17 protein-coding genes are annotated in these 17,622 nt (G+C 67.0%); 9 read left to right on the forward strand and 8 right to left on the reverse strand.

Annotation, left to right across the window (positions count from 1 at the left end; translation table 11 throughout):
- Window positions 1-15: 15 nt before the first annotated feature.
- Entirely contained in the window at window positions 16-789 is a 774-nt protein-coding gene (locus tag AC5JCN_RS11970; RefSeq protein ID WP_495755289.1) for a CDP-diacylglycerol diphosphatase, read from the reverse strand.
- A gap of 112 nt (window positions 790-901) precedes the next feature.
- On the opposite strand from AC5JCN_RS11970, the gene AC5JCN_RS11975 reads away from it, so the two are divergent.
- Window positions 902-1,726, forward strand: a complete 825-nt coding sequence (locus tag AC5JCN_RS11975) for a 2-keto-4-pentenoate hydratase (RefSeq protein WP_495755290.1) — start codon at window positions 902-904, stop codon at window positions 1,724-1,726.
- A gap of 56 nt (window positions 1,727-1,782) precedes the next feature.
- On the opposite strand, the gene AC5JCN_RS11980 is transcribed toward AC5JCN_RS11975, so the two are convergent.
- Window positions 1,783-2,799 carry a GntR family transcriptional regulator gene (locus AC5JCN_RS11980; protein WP_495755291.1) on the reverse strand — a complete coding sequence of 339 codons (1,017 nt, stop codon included), beginning with the start codon at window positions 2,797-2,799 and terminating at the stop codon, window positions 1,783-1,785.
- On the opposite strand from AC5JCN_RS11980, the gene AC5JCN_RS11985 reads away from it, so the two are divergent.
- The 8 genes from AC5JCN_RS11985 (at window position 2,798) to AC5JCN_RS12020 (ending at window position 12,430) form a co-directional block, all read left to right on the forward strand.
- On the forward strand, window positions 2,798-3,769 hold the full coding sequence (locus tag AC5JCN_RS11985; RefSeq protein WP_495755292.1) for a cyclase family protein: 972 nt from the start codon (window positions 2,798-2,800) through the stop codon (window positions 3,767-3,769). The two genes, AC5JCN_RS11980 and AC5JCN_RS11985, sit on opposite strands and share 2 nt — an antisense overlap.
- A gap of 181 nt (window positions 3,770-3,950) precedes the next feature.
- On the forward strand, window positions 3,951-5,225 hold the full coding sequence (locus tag AC5JCN_RS11990) for an ABC transporter substrate-binding protein (RefSeq protein WP_495755293.1): 1,275 nt from the start codon (window positions 3,951-3,953) through the stop codon (window positions 5,223-5,225).
- Between the two features lie 87 nt (window positions 5,226-5,312).
- Window positions 5,313-6,191 carry an ABC transporter permease gene (locus AC5JCN_RS11995; RefSeq protein WP_495755294.1) on the forward strand — a complete coding sequence of 293 codons (879 nt, stop codon included), beginning with the start codon at window positions 5,313-5,315 and terminating at the stop codon, window positions 6,189-6,191.
- On the forward strand, window positions 6,192-7,037 hold the full coding sequence (locus AC5JCN_RS12000) for an ABC transporter permease (RefSeq protein ID WP_495755295.1): 846 nt from the start codon (window positions 6,192-6,194) through the stop codon (window positions 7,035-7,037).
- Window positions 7,034-8,200 (forward strand): ABC transporter ATP-binding protein, encoded by a 1,167-nt coding sequence (locus AC5JCN_RS12005; RefSeq protein WP_495755296.1) that lies wholly within the window; start codon window positions 7,034-7,036, stop codon window positions 8,198-8,200. Before AC5JCN_RS12000 ends, AC5JCN_RS12005 begins: the two co-directional genes overlap by 4 nt.
- A gap of 26 nt (window positions 8,201-8,226) precedes the next feature.
- Window positions 8,227-9,240 (forward strand): ornithine cyclodeaminase family protein, encoded by a 1,014-nt coding sequence (locus AC5JCN_RS12010; RefSeq protein WP_495755297.1) that lies wholly within the window; start codon window positions 8,227-8,229, stop codon window positions 9,238-9,240.
- A 22-nt stretch (window positions 9,241-9,262) separates the two neighbouring features.
- Window positions 9,263-9,664 (forward strand): carboxymuconolactone decarboxylase family protein, encoded by a 402-nt coding sequence (locus tag AC5JCN_RS12015; protein WP_495755298.1) that lies wholly within the window; start codon window positions 9,263-9,265, stop codon window positions 9,662-9,664.
- A 321-nt stretch (window positions 9,665-9,985) separates the two neighbouring features.
- Window positions 9,986-12,430, forward strand: coding sequence for a phosphatidylglycerol lysyltransferase domain-containing protein (locus AC5JCN_RS12020; protein WP_495755299.1), 2,445 nt, complete (start codon window positions 9,986-9,988; stop codon window positions 12,428-12,430).
- Between the two features lie 30 nt (window positions 12,431-12,460).
- Here the strand turns inward: AC5JCN_RS12020 and AC5JCN_RS12025 are convergent, their stop codons facing one another.
- The 6 genes from AC5JCN_RS12025 to AC5JCN_RS12050 all read right to left on the reverse strand — a co-directional run bounded on the left by AC5JCN_RS12025 (window position 12,461) and on the right by AC5JCN_RS12050 (window position 17,621).
- The gene (locus tag AC5JCN_RS12025; RefSeq protein WP_495755300.1) at window positions 12,461-12,688 is read right to left on the reverse strand and encodes a hypothetical protein; all 228 of its coding nucleotides are present in this window, start codon (window positions 12,686-12,688) and stop codon (window positions 12,461-12,463) included.
- Window positions 12,689-12,886: 198 nt separating this feature from the next.
- On the reverse strand, window positions 12,887-13,633 hold the full coding sequence (locus tag AC5JCN_RS12030) for an SDR family NAD(P)-dependent oxidoreductase (RefSeq protein ID WP_495755301.1): 747 nt from the start codon (window positions 13,631-13,633) through the stop codon (window positions 12,887-12,889).
- Entirely contained in the window at window positions 13,614-14,681 is a 1,068-nt protein-coding gene (locus tag AC5JCN_RS12035) for an oligopeptide/dipeptide ABC transporter ATP-binding protein (protein ID WP_495755302.1), read from the reverse strand. The genes AC5JCN_RS12030 and AC5JCN_RS12035 overlap by 20 nt, the downstream gene beginning before the upstream one ends.
- 3 nt (window positions 14,682-14,684) lie before the next feature.
- Window positions 14,685-15,656, reverse strand: a complete 972-nt coding sequence (locus AC5JCN_RS12040; protein WP_495755303.1) for an ABC transporter ATP-binding protein — start codon at window positions 15,654-15,656, stop codon at window positions 14,685-14,687.
- A 16-nt stretch (window positions 15,657-15,672) separates the two neighbouring features.
- Window positions 15,673-16,680 carry an ABC transporter permease gene (locus tag AC5JCN_RS12045; RefSeq protein ID WP_495755304.1) on the reverse strand — a complete coding sequence of 336 codons (1,008 nt, stop codon included), beginning with the start codon at window positions 16,678-16,680 and terminating at the stop codon, window positions 15,673-15,675.
- Window positions 16,677-17,621: an ABC transporter permease gene (locus AC5JCN_RS12050; protein WP_495755305.1), complete on the reverse strand. Its 945-nt coding sequence runs from the start codon at window positions 17,619-17,621 to the stop codon at window positions 16,677-16,679. Before AC5JCN_RS12050 ends, AC5JCN_RS12045 begins: the two co-directional genes overlap by 4 nt.
- Window position 17,622: the final 1 nt, after the last annotated feature.

The following is a 17,622-nucleotide window of genomic DNA, read 5'->3' on the forward strand; positions in this document are numbered from 1 at the left end:
GAGCTTGTGCTGCTCTCAGCGCCACGCCATCGCGCAGGAATGATCCTGCAGCATCTCGGCGGAGGCGCCCTGGAACATGCCCTCCCCGGAAAACGCGGCGAACAGGACGAACCCGTCCCCGCCATGCGCAAAGGTCGCCCCGACGGCTGCGATGGAGGCCCGGCCCATGTCGCTTCCCGGTGCTGCCGCCAGCAGCCGGACAGGATCCTGCCCCGAGAGAGTCGCGCCGACGACCCGCATGGCCCGCCACGTCCGCCCGGCGAGCGGGACGGGGAACTCCGCCCATTCAGCAGCAACCTCGTCGGCATGAGCCTTTACGGCATCGCGGACGTCTGCCGACACGCAGTCGATGTGGATGTGCAGCTCGTTCTGCGAGCGGGCCTGCGGCGAGTTGAGGGCGAGGCTGGTCTCGGCCCGGGTCAGCGGACGTGGCAGGCGCCGGGAGACGAGGTCGCGCGCCGCCCAGGCCGCGGCGAAGTAGTCGGGCGCGCCAGGCGCGAGCAGGCGGGGATCCTCGATGCCGGTCAGGCGCGCGGTGGGGATGAGCAGGTACTGCGCCACGCCGACGCGGTCCTTCAGCAGGACATGGCCGCGCTCCAGCCCTTCCGACACGTCCACGTCGTCGCAAGGGAGGGGAGGAACCTTGCCCTCGGCTGCCGCCGGGACGCATTCCGTGTGCACGATCTTCCAGAGAGCGTCGGGATCGCCTGCCGAGGCGGAGGTGACGGACCCGACAACTCCCGCGATAAGCAGGGCAAAGGCGGCGAGCGCCGTGCAGCGACGTTGCAAAATCCCCTCCTCCGTGGGACCGGAGCTTGCTCCGGCGGAGCATGGCAAGTCAAAGCACCGCTTGCTCCGGGACCGCCTGCCGGCGCAAGGATCGCGCAGGGAGGACGCGCCGATGGCCAGCCTGCGAACCGACATCCCATCCATTGCCCGCGAGGTGCTTGCGAGCCTCGACGGCCGTACGCAGATCGAGCTGCTGACCCGTCGCCATCCCGATCTGGACCTCGCAGGCGCGTATGGCGTGACCGCCGCGGTGAAAGAGCTTCGGTTGGCGCGGGGAGAGCGGCCGGTCGGGCGCAAGATCGGCTTCACCAACCGCACGATCTGGGACGAGTACGACGTGCATGCCCCCATCTGGGGCTACATGTACGACACGACGCTGCGCGACGCGGCGGGAACGCAGGCCGATCTACCGGCCTCCTCGCTGGTGGAGCCCCGCATCGAGCCGGAAATCTGCTTTTGTATTGCCCGGACGCCGGACGCCGGGATGGACGAGGCGGCGCTGCTGGAGTGCATCGGCTGGGTGGCGCATGGCGTCGAACTCGTCCAGTCGCTGTTCGCAGGCTGGCGCTTTGCAGCGCCGGACACGGTGGCGGGGCTGGGGCTTCATGGGGCCTACGTGGTAGGCCCGCGCCAAGAGATCCGCGCCGGTGACAGGGCGCAATGGCTGGACGTGCTGTCCGGCTTCTCGATCGATCTCTCCTGCGACGGGCGGCATGTCGACACCGGCCAGGCCGCCAATGTCCTCGATGGCCCGTTGTCGGCGCTGCGCCACCTCGTCGGACTGCTCGCCGAAGACGGACGTCACCCCGCGCTGGCTCCCGGCGAGATCGTCACGACCGGCACGGTCACCCGCGCCTTCCCGGTCAAGCCGGGCGAGACCTGGACCACGAGCCTCACCGGCAGCGGGCTGAAGGGGCTGACCCTGCGCCTGGTCTGACCCAGGCGGAACCCCGGGGGAAGACTGGTATTCCGGCATCCGAAAGCTTGCCGGGCTCAGCGCTTCCTGCCCGCCGCGGCGGCCTTGCGCTGGACGGCCGGCCGGACCTTGCCCATGTCGAGGATGTCCGCGAACAGAGGCTCGAATGCCTGCCCCGCGGCGGCGTCCCCGGTCTCCTTGGCGACCAGCGCCTTCAGACTGACGACGAGATGGGCCCGCATCGCCTCGGCCGCGGCATCGGCGTCGCCTGCCGCGATGGCGTCATGAATCCGTTGATGATCCTCAAAAATTTCGTTCGTGTCGCGGGTGTACCCGCCGGAGGTCCCGCCGGCGATCATCTGCTGGTCGAACAGGGAATCGAGGATGCCCGCCAGCCTGCGGCTGCCCGCCACCACCGCAATGCAGCGGTGAAAGCGGCCATCGGGTTCGAGGTGCGCGCGCGCGTTCGACACGGAGGAGCGGTAAGCCTGCTCCACCTCGCGCAAGGCCTGACCGAGCTTGCGGATGTCCGCCCTGGTCGCTCGCAACGCGGCGCGGGCTGCGGCGGGGACTTCCAGTAGCAGGCGGATGCTGTAGATCTCTTCGAGGTCGTGGACGGTGGTCTCCAGAATGCGGGCTCCGCGGTTTCGCTCGAAACTGACCATTCCCTGCTCTTCCAGCTTGAGCAGGGCTTCGCGCACGGGCGTCCGCGAGACGTTCAGCTTCTCCGCGATCTCCTGCACGGAATGCAGGCTGCCCGGCTCGAACTCGCCGAGCACGATGGCGCTGCGCACCACTTCGAACACCCTCGTCGCCAGGCTCTTCTGGCGCATGTCCGGAATGTCCATCGGCCGTCCGTTCCGTGCTGTCCGGAGCCCTCGGCGCAGGGTGTCGGGGAGCCCATCCGGAGCACCTCGTCGGAGGCCGGCGACCCGCCTCTCCTGCCCGGCCGATCCCGGTAACCAGATTGACACGAGAGTAGCACGTGACATGCTACTCCGCGAACCCGGTTCTGCGCTTTCCGCCAGGGCCGGATGCATTGTCCCCGTGCCGGCCGCCCTGGCCGCCGGCCACCTCTGACGGGAGCGACCCATGTGCGTGGCGTGCTATGTCGACGAGGAGGCCAAGCGCAGGATCATCGCCTACAGCGCCGAGTTCCATAAGGTCACGAAGAGCCCCTTCGGCTCGGACGACGAGATCGGCATGCTGCACCTGGTCGATGCCGAGTCGCGCTCCGCCATCATGAGCCGCGCCGATGCCTCGAAGGTCTTCGACCTCTCGGTGGATCACTTCATCGGCATGCCCGGCTGGTTCGGGGCAGGCGACCAGCCCTACCAGATCTGGATGACGCACACGCCGCAGGGCGAGGTCGTCGGCAACTCGATGAACGTCAGCCCGTCGGCCAATACGCTGGTGGGCTACTCGGGCGACGCCATCTCGATGTACACGCATTGCGGCACGCACATCGATACGTTCAACCACTTCGGCTATAACGGCGCCATCTTCAACGGCTTCACGGCGCAGGAGCATCTCACCAGCCGCGCCTGGGACGTCTGCGGTGCCGAGAAGCATCCGCCCATCTTCGCGCGGGGAATCCTGCTCGACATTGCCGGGCTCTACGGCGTCGACACGCTGCCGCCCAGCCACGTCATCGGCGCGGAAGACCTCAACAACGCCATCAAGAAACAGGGCGTGAAGCCGCAGCTGGGCGACGTCGTCCTGATCCACACCGGGCAGATGAAGCTGTGGCCAAAGCCGCTCTTCACCGCGAACACCCCCGGAATCAACCGCGAGGGCGCGGAGTTTCTGTGCAAGAATGGCGCGATCATGATCGGCGCCGACAATCTCACGCTGGAGCACACGCCGACGCCGCCCGGGGACAATTTCTTCCCGGTCCATACCTATCTGCTGGCCGAGGCCGGCGTCCCGATCCTCGAGATGGCCTATCTCGACGAACTCGTGGCGGACAAGGTTTGGGAATTCGCATTTTTCGGAGCCTGCATCAGGCTGCGCGGCGCCACTGGCGCGCCGATGCGGCCGGTTGCCATGCCCCTGTCCAGGTAGAGCGTGCCGCGCGGGTCTGGACCCAGAGCGCGGCACAAGGAGGACTCACGGAAAGCGCGACGCCACGCCGGACAATGCACGCTGAACGGTGCTGCCGCGCGGCCGGAGTGAGAATGGCCGCCAGCGGACGGGGACATCCGGCGGAGCGGGCGCGCAAGGCTGAAAGAAGAGGGAGAGGATCATGACAAACAAGACGAAGGGGATCTCGAGGCGTTCGCTGCTGAAGGGCGGCGCCGCCGTCGCCGGCGCTACCGCCATCACCGGCTTTCCCACGGTCTGGGCGCAGACCATCAAGGACATCACGCTGAACCACACCGGCATGTCCTACTCGACCATCGCCGATATTGCCCGGCAGGCGAGCAAGGACCTCGGCTTCAAGGTCGAGATGTCGGTGGTCGACCATCCCGGTCTCACCAACCGCCTCGTCAACGACCCCAAGTCGATCGACATCGCCGACATGGAAATCTGGCAGGCGAAATTCGCCGTGCCGCAGGGCGTGACGCAGGCCGCTGACATCAAGAAGATCAAAGCCTGGGGAGACCTCACCCCGCTCTATACGGAAGGCAAGTTCCTCGGCAAGGAAGTCTCGCTCCAGGGCGACGCCCCGATCGAGGTGATGTACCGCGAGTCGAAGGACGCCAAGACCTTCTCGAAGTCGAAGACCGACTGGGCCACCTTCGTCCCGAGCGTCTACAACGCCGACACGCTGGGTATCCGCCCCGACCTCGTCGGCCGTCCGATCACCACCTGGGCCGACCTGCTCTCGTCCGACTTCAAGGGCAAGACCGCGATCCAGAACATCCCGACCAACGGCATCATGGACGCCATGATGGCGCTCGAGGCCGCCGGTGAGCTGAAGTACGTCGACAAGGGCAACCCGACGAAGGAAGAGCTCACCAAGACGATCGCCAAGCTCATCGAACTCAAGAAGGCGAAGCACTTCCGCGCGCTGTGGAACACCTTCGACGAGTCGGTGAACCTGATGGCTGCCGGCGAGGTGGTGATCCAGTCCATGTGGTCGCCGGCCGTGACGGCCGTGAAGACGCAGGGCGTCAAGTGCGTCTACCAGCCGCTCAAGGAAGGCTATCGCGGCTGGGGCAACGGCCTCGCTTTGCTGTCCCACCTCGAGGGCAAGAAGCTCGATGCCGCCTACGAGTACCTGAACTGGTACAATTCGGGCTGGGTCGGCGGTTTCATCGCCAAGCAGGGCTACTACAGCGCCAACGTGAAGACCGCCATGGCGGCCCTCACCCCGAACGAGCGCGGCTTCTTCTACGAGGGTAAGCTGGCCACCGGCGACATCACCAGCCCGACCGGCGAGAAGACGAACTCGGCCGGCGAGGTTCGCGACGGCGGCTCCTACGAGGAGCGCTTCTCCAAGGTGGCGGTGTGGAACAACCTGCCCGACGAGGCGGAATTCCTCTTCGCCAAGTGGAACGAGTTCAACGCTGCCTGACAAGGCCGTCCAGCGACACGGGGAGCGGCGGTTCGCACCGCCGCTCTCTCGCCTTTCACCCAGTGCCGAGGACCTGCGGACACCGCGATGACGCCTTCGCCCTCCAGCCGACCCCCTTCCCTGATGCCGTATCTCCAGGTCGCGCCGCTGACACTGGTACTGGTCCTGTTCTTCGTGGTCCCGGTCATCCTCGTCCTCGTCGTCAGCGTCTTTCGCTACCAGATGCTGGTCGGCGTCGTTCCCGACTTCACCTTCAAGAACTATGCGGACCTGCTCGCCAGCCCGACGACGTGGACGCTCTATGCGTCGACGGTGAAGTTCACGCTGATCGTCCTCGCCATCACCTTCGTGCTCGGCTTCTGGATCGCGTATTTCCTCGTCTTCCACGTCAGGAACCTGCTGGTCTCGATCGGCCTGTTCCTGGTCTGCACGGTGCCGTTCTGGACCTCCAACATCATCCGCATGATCTCGTGGCGGCCCATCCTCGGTAAGGAGGGCCTGATCAACAGCGCGCTGCTCAGCACCGGGGTCATCGACCAGCCGCTCGATTGGCTGCTCTATTCCGACTTTTCGGTCGTGGTGGCCTATGTCCACCTGTTCACGCTGTTCATGATCGTGCCGATCTTCAACTCGATGGCGCGCATCGACAAGTCGCTGCTGGAAGCGGCGCTCGACGCAGGCGCCACCAAATGGGGCACGGTCGTCAACGTGGTCCTGCCGCTCTGCAAGACGGGCATCGCGCTCGGATCGCTCTTCGTCGTCACGCTCGTCATGGGCGACTTCTTCGTCGTTTCCGTCATGAGCGGGGGCATGTCGGGATCGGCCACATCGGGCATCTTCAACGACCTGCAGTTCCTCAACTATCCGCGCGCCGCGGCAAACGCGGTGATCCTGCTCATCGTCGTCCTTCTCATCGCCGCGGCGATCTTCCGGCTGGTGGACGTCCGCAAGGAGCTCGTGCGCTAAATGGCTGGTGGTGGATCCGGAACCGTCTCCTACGGCCCGCGGCCCTGGACCTTCTATGTCCTCGCGGCGCTCTTCACGCTGTTCGTCATCTTCCTGTACGGCCCGATGATCTCGGTTCTCGTGCTGTCCTTCCAGGGACCTTCGGGCTCGCTGGTGTTCCCGCTGCGCGAGCCGTCGCTGATGTGGTTCGACGAGCTCTTCAACCCCAGGCGCACGGGTGACGCCGTCGGCGCGTTCAACCGCTCGCTGCCGCTGGCCTTCCTGGTGATGATCATCACCGTCGTGATCTGCGTGACGGCCGGCTTCGCTTTCCGCCGGCGCTTCGTCGGCTCCACGGTGATCTTCTACACCGCCGTGGCGAGCCTGATCGTGCCCGGGCTGGTGTTGTCGATCGGCATCCTCGTCACCTTCCGCTATCTCGGGCTTCCGGCCACGTGGTGGGGTTCGGCGCTGGGCGCGCACCTCACCTGGTCGCTCCCGTTCGGCCTGCTCATCATGTTCGCGGTGCTCGGGCGGTTGAGCCCGTCCTATGAGGAAGCGGCGTTCGACCTCGGCGCCTCCAAGTGGAAGACGGTCAGGGAAGTCGTCGTCCCCATCGTCTTCCCCGGCATCATTGCCGTCGCGCTGTTCGGCTTCACCCTCTCCTACGACGAGTTCCCGCGGAGCTGGCTGACCGTCGGCACCAAGAACACTCTCCCCCTCGAAATCTGGACGATGACGACGAACGTGACATCGCCGGCGCTCTATGCGCTGGGAACGGTCACGACGGTGGTGTCCTTCGCGGTCATCGCCATCGCGCTGTCGTCCATCGTCCTGATCCAACGCAAGCGGTTCCGCAAGAAATGAGCAGCACCCCGACGGCCTCCCGCGGGCCGGGCGAAATTCGCCTGGTCAACGTCGCCAAGCAGTTCGGATCGTCCTACGCGGTCCAGAACATCAACCTGACGATCCCGCACGGGTCCTATTGCTGCCTGCTCGGACCATCGGGCTGCGGCAAGACCACCATCCTGCGCATGATCGCCGGGCACGAGACACCGACGACGGGCGAGATCTGGATCGGCGACCAGATGGTCGTCGGCAAGCTGCCGGTCGAGCGCGGCACGGCCATGATGTTCCAGAGCTATGCGCTCTTCCCGCACCTCACCGTGCTCGACAACGTCGCGTTCTATCTGAAGATGCGCGGCGTCGGTAAAGACGAGCGCCGTTCGCGGGCCGAGGAGATGCTGCAGCGCGTGCAGCTCGACCAGCTCAAGGACCGGATGCCGGCGCAGCTCTCGGGTGGCCAGCAGCAGCGTGTCGCCCTGGCACGCGCGCTGATCACCAATCCCCGGGTGCTGCTGCTCGACGAGCCCCTCTCGGCGCTGGACGAGTTCCTGCGGCTTCGCATGCGCGGCGAGCTCAAGAGCCTCCAGAACGAGCTCGGCATCACCTTCGTCCACGTCACCCACACCCAGCCCGAGGCCATCGCGCTGGCCGACATGGTGGTGGTGATGGACACCGGCCGCATCGACCAGGCGGACTCCGCCGAGATGATCTTCGACAAGCCAGCGACGCCCTACGTGGCCCGCTTCATGGGCGGCCAGAACGTGCTCACCGGCACGGTGGAGGACACCGGCGCTGCCGGGCGTTTCCGGCTCCGCCATGCCGATGGATCGGTGTTCGAGGCGCAGGCGGAATCGGCGGTCCCCAAGGCGGGCTCGCAGATGTCCATCTCCGTGCGGCGCGACCGGATCCACCTGCGCAAGCAGGCCGCGGGCGAGCAGGCGTCCGGTATCAACGAGCTCACCGGGACGGTCACGGGCATCGAGTACCAGGGCAATTTCTTCAAGATGACGGTGGACCGGAAGGGCGAGGTCTTCGTCGTGAACCAGCCCGACACCGACTATTTCCGCAGCCCGATCGCCATCGGGGACGCTGTGTTCGCCAGCTGGGACGCCGCCGACGTGCACGTCCTCAACAAGGTCGACAGCGGCCGGGCGGGCGATCCGTATCTCGACGCGGCCGAATAGCAGCGCAACCCGGGGGGAGAGACCACATGGAAAACTGGGCGAACCGAAAGACGCTCATCCTGGGCCGCAACGAGATGATCGGGCTGCTGACCCCGAAGGAGTACAATGACTGCGTCGAGCAGGCCTATCGCATGCATGGCGAGGGCCGCTTCTACATGGACCCGAAGGGTCACATCGTGCTCGACAAATTCCCCGGCGAGTGGGAGGCGATGCCGTCCTACATCGAGGAGCCCCATGCCGCCGCCTGCAAGTGGGTGTCGATCCGCGAGTGGAACCGCGAGCGGTTCAACCTGCCGACGGTGTTCTCGATCCTCATCTACACCCATCCGGAAACAGGCTTCCCGCTCGCCATCGTCGACGGCAGCTACCACACCGTGATGCGCACGGGATCCTCCGCCGCGGTGTCCGCCAAGTGGATGGCGCGAAAGGATTCCCGCAAGCTCGCCATCGTCGGCGCGGGCCACATGGCCGAAGGCGCCCTGGCGACCTGCAACGAGGTGTTCCCCTGGACGGAAGTCCGCGTGTGGAGCCGAAGCCAGTCGACGCTTGACCACTTCGTCAAGGAGCAGCAGCCGAAATACGAGAGCTTCGAGATCAAGCCGTCCACGAACCTCGAAAGCGTGGTGCGGGGCGCCGACGTGGTGGTGACGCTCACGCCGGCGCGCGGACCCATCGTCATGAACGAGTGGATCACGCCCGGCATGCACATCGCTGCCGTGGGCGCGGACAAGAAGGGCGACCAGGAACTCGAGGGCAAGATCCTCACCCGCGCGCGCATCTTCGTCGACGATATCCGGCAGTGCAGGCACGACGGCGAGATCAACGTGCCGCTGTCCGATGGCCTGATCACCGAGGCAGACATTGCCGGCGAGATCGGCGAGGTCGTGACCGGCAAGAAGCCCGGCCGTACCTCCGACGACGAGATCACGATCTTCGATTCCACGGGCATCGCGCTTCAGGACAGCGCGACGGTTCCGCTCGAATACGAGCGCGCCATGGCGGCCGGCGTCGGGATCGAGAAGAAGATGATCTCCACCTGAGGCGGCATCGAAAGGACTTACAATGTCTGAGAAGCTGTTCGAGGAAGGCCTGGCGGTCCGCAAGGCCGTTCTCGGGGAGGAGTACGTCAACAAGTCGATCGCCAATGCGGACGACTTCAACCGCCCCTTCCAGGAGCTGGTGACGGAGTATTGCTGGGGCGCGATCTGGACCCGCGAGGAGCTGCCGCGCAAGACGCGCAGCATGCTGAACCTCGCGATGCTGACCGCGCTGGGCAAGCCGCACGAGCTGAAACTGCATCTCAAGGGCGCGTTGCGGAACGGCTGCACGCCCGTCGAGATACGGGAAGTGCTGATGCAAGCTGCCGTCTATGCCGGCATCCCCGCTGGCGTGGATGCCTTCCGCGTGGCCCGTGAGGTGTTCGCCGAGGAAGCAGCGGAAGAGAAGGGCGCCGCAGCGCCCTGACACGGGCCTCGCCGGCTGGATCGTGCGCCGTCCTGGCGCCGGCGTGGAGCTAAGCAGGCAAGGCACATGCCCGATTGCCAGCCTTCGTCTTTCAAGACCCCGCTTGACCAACCCGGAAGTCAGTCTTTCAACCTTGGGCTGCAAGTCAACGTGAGTTGAGCCGTGTTCTCGTTGCCAATCCGGCTGACATTGCAGGTCGGGTAACGTCGAGAATACCAATCGCCACGGCTGTGTCTCAGCTGTTTCTTTACGCCTGCGTGTCACAAGCACTGGTCAGACGGGCATGCCGCACGGGGTCGGCGGAAGCCACCGGGACAGTCAGTGACCATTCTTTCCGATACGATTGTTGCGGCGGCCCGCCCCCGCCGCCGAACCTCCCGCGTGCTGCAGATGCTGGCGAGGCGTCTGCCCCTGCTGCTGGCCGTGGCCGTGACTGCGGTCTCAATCCTGCTCGTCTGGCGGGAAGCGAATACGGTAGGACTTGCGGGGGTCGAAGCGGCGGTCGCCAATGTGGAGCCACACGCGCTTGTGCTCGCGCTGCTCTTCACCGCCGTGAGCTTCTTGGCGCTGGGGGTCTACGACGTCGTCGCGGTGCGCACCGTCGCTCCCGGCCGGGTCTCGCCCTGGCTGGCCGGCGCCACGGGAGCGGCAGCCTACGCCGTCTCCAATGCGCTCGGCTTCCCGCTGGCGACGGGTGGGCTCGTCAGGTACTGCATCTACCGGTCCCAGGGTCTCGACGGTGCCGATATCGGCCGGGTCGTCGGGACGGCGTGGCTGGCGCTCTGGTTCGGCTTTGCCGCCGTCATCGGGCTGGCCATGGCCTTCGCACCCCCCGGCAGCACGACGTTGCCGGGTCTGGACAATACAACGCAGCGCCTCGCCGGCCTCGGCCTGCTCGCCGTCGTCGGCGGGCTCGTCGCGGCCATGGCGCTGGCGCGCCGCGAGCCCCGCATTCTCGGCGTGCCTTTCCCGCTTCCCTCGGCGTCCGGCAGCCTCGTGCATCTGGCGGCCGGCATCGTCGACGTCGCCGCCACGCTGCCACCCGACGCGGTGACCAGCCTGCCGGTGTTTGCCGTCGTCTTCAGCGCGGCCACACTTGCCGGGATCCTCGCGCATACGCCAGGCGGAATCGGCGCCTTCGAGGCTACCATCATCGCCGGCCTGGGCCTGGCCGGGCGGGCCGACGCGGTGGCGGCACTCGTCATGTACCGGGTCGTCTACACCGCCCTGCCCTTCCTGATCGCGACGGCCGCCCTGGCCGCGATCGAGGTACACCGGGGCCGCGACGCACTTGGCGAGCGGTTTGCGACAGGCTTCCACATCGCCGGCCCGCTTCTGGCGATGAGCAGCGCCTCGCTCGTTGGCGGCTCAGCGATCGCCCTTTTGTGCGTCGCGCTCGGCTGGTGGCCGGATCATGTCGCAGCCGAGCCGGGTGAAGCCGTCCGGGCGGCCGCCGGGATTGCCGGCATCATGCTGCTCAGCGTCGCGCGCGGGCTCCTGCACCGCCAGGCGAGAGCCCGGCGGGCATCCCTGCTGCTGCTACCGACCGGCCTCGCCGCCGCACTCTCCCTCGGTCTCGGCACGGGCAGCATTGCGGCTGTCGCTGTCCTTAGCCTGGCGCTCTACGCCGGCAAGCCCGCCTTCTACCGGGGCAACGTCCGGCGCAGCGAGCATGGGCCGGCCGGCATTCGGCTGTCAGGCGTCGCCACGGCCTGGCTGGCCAGGCTCGGCTTCCGTGAGGTGACCGCCGGGCCCTCCGCCACCGAGGAGATCCCGCGCGCCGTCGAGACCCTTGTCGCGCAGAGCCCGCGCGCGTCCGCCGCGCTGGCTTTCCTGGGCGACAAGCGGTTCCTGGTTTCCCCGGACGGGTCGGCCTTCCTCATGTACGCCGTCTCCGGCCGCAGCCTCGTCGCGCTGGGCCATCCCGTCGGTGACCCGCAGCGCGCGACGGAACTGGCCTGGGCCTTCCGCGAGCTTGCGGACCGGCTGGATGCGCGCCCGGTATTCTACCAGATCGGGGCGGAGACTCTGCCGACCTATCTCGACATGCGCCTCAGCGTGCTCAAGATCGGCGAGGTCGCCCGGCTCGACCTTTCCACCTTCTCGATGGCCGGCACGGCCAAGCAGAACCTTCGCAACGCCCGAAGGCGGCTTGAGAAGGACGGCCTCGTCTTCTCGCTCGTTCCCGCGGCCGAGGTCCCCGCCCTGCTCGACGAGATGCAGGCGGTGTCGGACGCGTGGTTCGCCGGCAAGTCGGGTGGCGAGAAGGGCTTCTCCATCGGGTGCTTCGACCGTGACTACCTCTCTCGCTTTGACGCAGGCGTCCTCCGCCGCGACGGGGAGCTCGTCGCATTCGCCAATCTCTGGCGCGGCGCGGACAAGGCGGAAATGACGGTGGACCTGATGCGCTACCGCCCGGGCGTGTCGCGCATCATCATGGACGGCCTCTTCGTCGAGCTCATCCTGACGGCGCAGGCGGAAGGCTATCGCTGGTTCGAGCTGGGTCCTGCCCCGCTCTCGGGGCTCGTCGACCACCGGCTCGCCAGCTGGTGGAACCGCATCGGCTCGTTCATCTACCGGCAAGGCGAGGAGTACTACAATTTCGAAGGGCTGCGCACCTTCAAGCAGAAGTTCGGGCCGGAGTGGACACCGCTCTACGTGGCGTGCCCCGGCCTGCTTGACACGCCGAAGGCGCTGGTGGACCTGACAGCGCTCATCGCCGGCGGCAGCCCGCTGCGGGTCTTCAGGAACGCAGCGAAGCGCTGAGCAAGCATGCCCTGCCCCGGGGCAATCTGGTCAGTCCAGTAGGTCGGCGGGGGCCGTGCGGCGAGCCTCGGTGCGGGCCGGGTGAGCCCAGGGCGGCCCGTCCTCGTCGAAGGCTCCGGGCAGCACGGTGGGGGTGCGGAGGGAGAAAAGCCGGCCGAGGGATTTGATCTCGGCTGTCGCCGTTCCCATGGACGCGGCTGGGACCTTGTCGAACCCGCGGGCTTCGGTGGTCATCGCGGCGAGGGGGGCGGCGTACATGATCTCGTCTCCGTTGCGTCGTCTGGCGCAGGGGGACAGTGCCCCGTCTGCGCGCCTCAATCTGTGAGCTTCCTCACATGAACGCTCCCTGAAGAGGCAGGTTCGGCCGCAATGGTTTCCGGAAAGCAAACGGCCGCGCTGGTGGCGCGGCCGTGTGGCATTTCCGGCACGAGGCTTCCAGCCAGGTGGCCGCCTGCTTCAAATCATGTAGTCGCCGCCGTTCGGATTGAGGCTGGCGCCCACGAAATACGATCCCTCTTCGGAGGCGAGCAGCAGGGCGACCGGAGCAATCTCGCCCACCTCGCCGAAACGGCCAATGGGAAGCTCCTTCATCTTCATGTCCAGCCAGTCCTGCGGGAGGGCCCGCAAAAGCGGCGTGTTGATCGGGCCGGGATTGAGCGTGTTGCAGGTGATGCCGTCGCGGGCGAGTTCATAGGCCAGGGACTTGGTGAAGCCCATGATGGCGGCCTTGGCACCGACGTAGTGCGCCATCCCCGGTGCGCCCTTGTGCGCGAGCTGCGACGAGACGTTGATGATCCGGCCCCACTTCTTGGCCTTCATGCCGGTGATGACTTCGCGCGTGCACAGAAACGTGCCCTTCACGTGCACGTCCATCATGCGGTCGAACATCGCCGTTTCCATCGTTTCGACGGGGCTCACCGTGTCGATGCCGGCGTTGTTCATGAGGATGTCGACGGTCCCGAGCGCGGCCGTAATCGTCTTGAAGGCGGCTTTCACCGCCTCCTCGTCGGCGACGTCGGCGGCGGCCGAGGCAGTGTTGACGCCGTGCGCCGCCAGCTTCCGCGCCGTCTCCGCAGCCTTCCCTGCGTCGAGGTCGATGACGCCGATGGCGGCGCCCTCGCGCGCGAAAAGGTCGGCCGTGGCCGCGCCGATGCCGCTGCACGCGCCGGTGATGACTGCGACCTTACCCGTAAGCTTTCCCATCACTCGCTCCTTCGATGCTGGCCGTCCGGGGCGTCAGGATGCGCTCCGCCTCGGCCTGAAACCGTGAGAAGAAGTCGTCCGACCGCTCCATCGCGGCGACGTCCTCGTGCCGCCAGCAGCGGACGAAATGGCGGTCGCCCAACGCCGTGACCGGCGGCATCTCGACCCTGCAGCGATCGATGGCGAGCGGGCAGCGGCCAGCCAGCGGACAGCCGGGCGGCAGGTCGATCGGGCTCGGGATCTCGCCCTCGAGCTTGATGGTGTTCTCGCGCCTCAGGTCGGGATTGGGCAGCAGCACCGAGGAGAGCAGGCCCACCGAGTAGGGATGGCGCGGGGCGGCGAACAGCGGTGCCGCAGGAGCGTCCTCGACGATCGAGCCAAGATACAGAACCGCGACGCGGTGGCTGAGGTAGCGCACGGTGCTGAGATCGTGGGAGATGAAGAGATAGGCGGTCCCGAGGTCCTTCTGGATCCGGATCAGCAGGTCGATGATCTCCGCCCGGGCGCTCGGGTCCAGCGCCGAGGTCGGCTCGTCCAGGACGATCAGCTCGGGCTTGGACACGATGGACCGGGCGATCCCGATGCGCTGCTGCAGCCCCATGCTCAGTTCGGCGGGGTAGACATCGAGGAGCCGCTCGGCCAGGCCAACGCGGCGCACCGCCTCCCGCACGGCCTTCTCCCGGTCGGCGCGGTTGACGCCCAGGGCCCTGAGCGGCTCACCGATCGTGTCGCCGACGACGGTGCGCGGGTCGAGCGACTCGGCCGGCTCTTGGAAGACGAGCTGCATGCGCCCGCGCAGGGCGGACGACCGGACGGTCATCCCCTTCCCCATCGTCTGGCCTTTGAAGGCGATGACGCCGCGCGTCGGACGGATCAGGCCCAGAACGCAACGGCCGATCGTCGTCTTGCCGCTGCCCGACTCCCCCACCAGCGCGAGCGTCTCGCCGGGGTCGACGGTAAGGCTCACGCCGTTGACGGCCTGCACCACCTTCCGGCTGCCGGAGACCGGAAAGTGCTGAACGAGGTCGTCCACTTCGAGGAGCGCCATGCCTCAGTGCTCCACGGGATAGTGGCAGCGCACGAAGTGGCCCGGGCTCAGCTCCCGTAAGGGCGGATGATCGACAGCGCAGTTAGGCCTGGCCCGGACGCACCGTGGCGCGAAGCTGCAGCCAGCCGCCGCCGGTGCCCTGTCCTCCGCCGTGCCGCCCTTGATCCAGTAGCTGCGCAGCCGGGGATTGTGGGAGAAGGCGGCCAGCAGCAGTAACGTGTAGGGGTGCATCGGGGTGGCGAAGAAGCTCGCCTTCGCGGCGATCTCGACGATCTCGCCGGAATAGATAACGGCCACCCGATCACAGAAATGCGCAGTGATGCCGATGTCGCGGGTGATGATGAGCATCGCCGTGCGGTGGCGCGCGACAAGGCGCTGCAGCAGCTCCAGCACCTGGGTCTGCACCGTGACGTCGAGCCCGCTTGTGGCGTCGTCCGAGATGACGAAGCGCGGGTCGCAGATCAGCGCGATGGCCATGACGACGCGCTGGGCCATGCCGCCGGACAATTCGTGCGGATAGGCGGCGTAGCGACGCTCGGGATCCGGGATGCGGACCTCCTTGAGCATGTCGATGACGCGGTCCTTCAGCTCCTGCCCGGTGACGCCGACATGGTAGCGCAGCACGTTGCCGATCTGCTGGCCGACGGTGAGCAGCGGATTCAGCTCGCTACGTGGATTGGCGATGACCATGGACATGGACCTGCCGCGCAGCTGGCGCAGGCCTTCCTCGTCCAGCGTCGAAAGGTCGATCCCCAGGAACTTCACCTTGCCGCGCGCGATGCGACCCGGCGGCGGCACCAGCTGCATGATGGCGCGGGCGAGCGTCGTCTTGCCGGCGCCGGATTCACCGACGAGGCCGACGATCTCCTGCGAGGCTATGGCGAGGTCGAGTTGCCGGACCGCCCTCTGCGCGGTCTCGCCGTAGCGGGGGAACTCCACGTCGAGAGCCTCGACGTTCAGCACCGGACTTTCCATCAGGGCAATCCCGCCATCAGCGCGTCCTGGGATCGATGAAGAAGTAGAGGAGGTCCACCATCAGGTAGACGAAGAGCGACAGCACGGCCGAGTAGAGCACGAAACCCAGCACGGGGTTCAGGTCCGCGTTCAGCACGCCCTGCACGGCGTATTGCCCCGCCCCGCCCCACGAGAACACGATCTCCACCAGCACCGCGCCGCCGATCAGGAAACCGTAGAGCACGCTGACGATGGTGATGACGGACGGCAGCGCATTGCGGAAAGCCTGGCGCACGACGACCTTGCGCGGCAGCCCGCACAGCTCCGCGTAGCGGCTGAAGTCGGAGTCGAGCATCCGCTCCGTCGTCGCCTGCGTCATCTTCAAAATGGGGCCGGCATTGATGAGGCCGAGCGTCACGACGGGGAGCACCAGATGGGCGGCCGCGTTACGGAACGCCTCCCAGTTGCCCTCGAGCAGGCTGTCGATCAGGAGCGCGTTGGTGACAGGGGTGGGCGGCAGGATGACGAGGTCGAGCCGGCCCAGCGGCGCCGGGGCCCATCCCAGCATCGTGTAGAAGACGTAGATCAGCACGAGCGCCAGCCAGAAGTCCGGCAGCGCGCCGGCGAGCAGGCCGTAATAGTCCGCCGCCGCGCGGATTGGCCCCTTCGTACGCCGCGCGCCGGCAATGCCGAGCGGGATGCCGATGAGCAACGCGAGGACGAGGCCCAGCGTGACCAGCTCGAGCGTGGCGGGGAATCGCTGGGCTAAGTCGGAGGTCACCGGCATCGTGGTCTGCCACGACATGCCGAGATCGCCGTGCAGCACGTTGCCGAGGTAGATGAAGAACTGCGTGAAGACCGAGTGGTCGAGGCCCAACTCCCCGCGCAGCTTGGCGAGCCCTTCCGGCGTAGCGAAGGGCCCCAGCATCAGGACCGCCGGGTCGCCCGGGATCAGCTTCACCATCATGAAGCTGACGAAGAGGATCCCGACGATCTGCGGGACGACGAAGAGCAGTCGCTGGCCGAGATAGCTGAACAGGCTCATGCCCGGGCCCCCGCCTGTCCGATACGCCCGGCGAGGCGGCGCCGTCGGGCGGGATCGGACAACACCTCGATGCTGCTGCCGATGAGCGAGAAGCCGAAGACGGTGACCGCCAGTGCGAGACCGGGGAAGATCGAGGGCCACCAGTGGCCGGTGACGATGTTCTGGTAGCCGGACGCGATCATGCTGCCCCACTCGGGTGTCGGCGCTTTCACGCCCGCGCCGATGAAGCTCAGGGCCGCGGTGAGCAGCACGGACCAGCCGATATTGACAGACAGCTGCGCCAGAACGGGCGCGATGGCGTTGGGGACGATGTGGCGCAGGATGATGCCGGTATCGGAGACGCCGGCAAGCCACGCCGCCTCGACGTAGCGCATGTTGCGGATGCTCATGACCTGCGAGCGCATCAGCCGGAGGTAGATCGGCGCGTTGACGAAAGCGATGGCGAGCACGATCGACTGAAGGCTCTGCCCGAAGACGGCAACGAGCGCGATGGCGAAGACGAAGACGGGAAAGGCCTGCAGCACGTCGGCCGAGCGCATGACGAAGCCCGCGCCGATCTTCCCGATGCCCTTGACCGACTGGTAGTAGCCCACGAGGGCACCGAGCGACGTGCCTACCAGGGCAGACAGCAGCGTACCCAGCACGGCGATGGACAGGTCGATGCGCGGCGCCCAGAGCACCCGCGAGAAGACGTCCATGCCCGTGGCGTCCGTGCCCATGAAGTGCCGCCAGCTCGGGGGCTGGAGGAAGGCGCCGGGGTCCGCGGCCTCCGGCGGGAAGGGCGCGACCCAGGGCGCGAGGATCGCCAGCACCAGCACGACCCCGACGATGCCGTAGCCGAGGGCGAAGCTGGGGTTCGTCCTGAGTACGGCGAGGAAGAAGGCGAGGCGGCGGGATGACCCGCCGCCTGCGCCATACGTGTCCGTCCGAGCGACGGCCATC

Source organism: Alsobacter sp., assembly GCF_059501845.1.

Coding starts and splice junctions, on each gene's coding strand:
- AC5JCN_RS12045 (WP_495755304.1), bottom strand. CDS start 16,680: ATGAGCCTGTTCAGCTATCTCGGCCAGCGACTGCTCTTCGTCGTCCCG.
- AC5JCN_RS12030 (WP_495755301.1), bottom strand. CDS start 13,633: ATGGGAAAGCTTACGGGTAAGGTCGCAGTCATCACCGGCGCGTGCAGC.
- AC5JCN_RS12005 (WP_495755296.1), top strand. CDS start 7,034: ATGAGCAGCACCCCGACGGCCTCCCGCGGGCCGGGCGAAATTCGCCTG.
- AC5JCN_RS11975 (WP_495755290.1), top strand. CDS start 902: ATGGCCAGCCTGCGAACCGACATCCCATCCATTGCCCGCGAGGTGCTT.
- AC5JCN_RS11990 (WP_495755293.1), top strand. CDS start 3,951: ATGACAAACAAGACGAAGGGGATCTCGAGGCGTTCGCTGCTGAAGGGC.
- AC5JCN_RS11985 (WP_495755292.1), top strand. CDS start 2,798: ATGTGCGTGGCGTGCTATGTCGACGAGGAGGCCAAGCGCAGGATCATC.
- AC5JCN_RS11980 (WP_495755291.1), bottom strand. CDS start 2,799: ATGGGTCGCTCCCGTCAGAGGTGGCCGGCGGCCAGGGCGGCCGGCACG.
- AC5JCN_RS12050 (WP_495755305.1), bottom strand. CDS start 17,621: ATGGCCGTCGCTCGGACGGACACGTATGGCGCAGGCGGCGGGTCATCC.
- AC5JCN_RS12025 (WP_495755300.1), bottom strand. CDS start 12,688: ATGTACGCCGCCCCCCTCGCCGCGATGACCACCGAAGCCCGCGGGTTC.
- AC5JCN_RS12000 (WP_495755295.1), top strand. CDS start 6,192: ATGGCTGGTGGTGGATCCGGAACCGTCTCCTACGGCCCGCGGCCCTGG.
- AC5JCN_RS11995 (WP_495755294.1), top strand. CDS start 5,313: ATGACGCCTTCGCCCTCCAGCCGACCCCCTTCCCTGATGCCGTATCTC.
- AC5JCN_RS12035 (WP_495755302.1), bottom strand. CDS start 14,681: ATGGCGCTCCTCGAAGTGGACGACCTCGTTCAGCACTTTCCGGTCTCC.
- AC5JCN_RS12015 (WP_495755298.1), top strand. CDS start 9,263: ATGTCTGAGAAGCTGTTCGAGGAAGGCCTGGCGGTCCGCAAGGCCGTT.
- AC5JCN_RS12010 (WP_495755297.1), top strand. CDS start 8,227: ATGGAAAACTGGGCGAACCGAAAGACGCTCATCCTGGGCCGCAACGAG.
- AC5JCN_RS12040 (WP_495755303.1), bottom strand. CDS start 15,656: ATGGAAAGTCCGGTGCTGAACGTCGAGGCTCTCGACGTGGAGTTCCCC.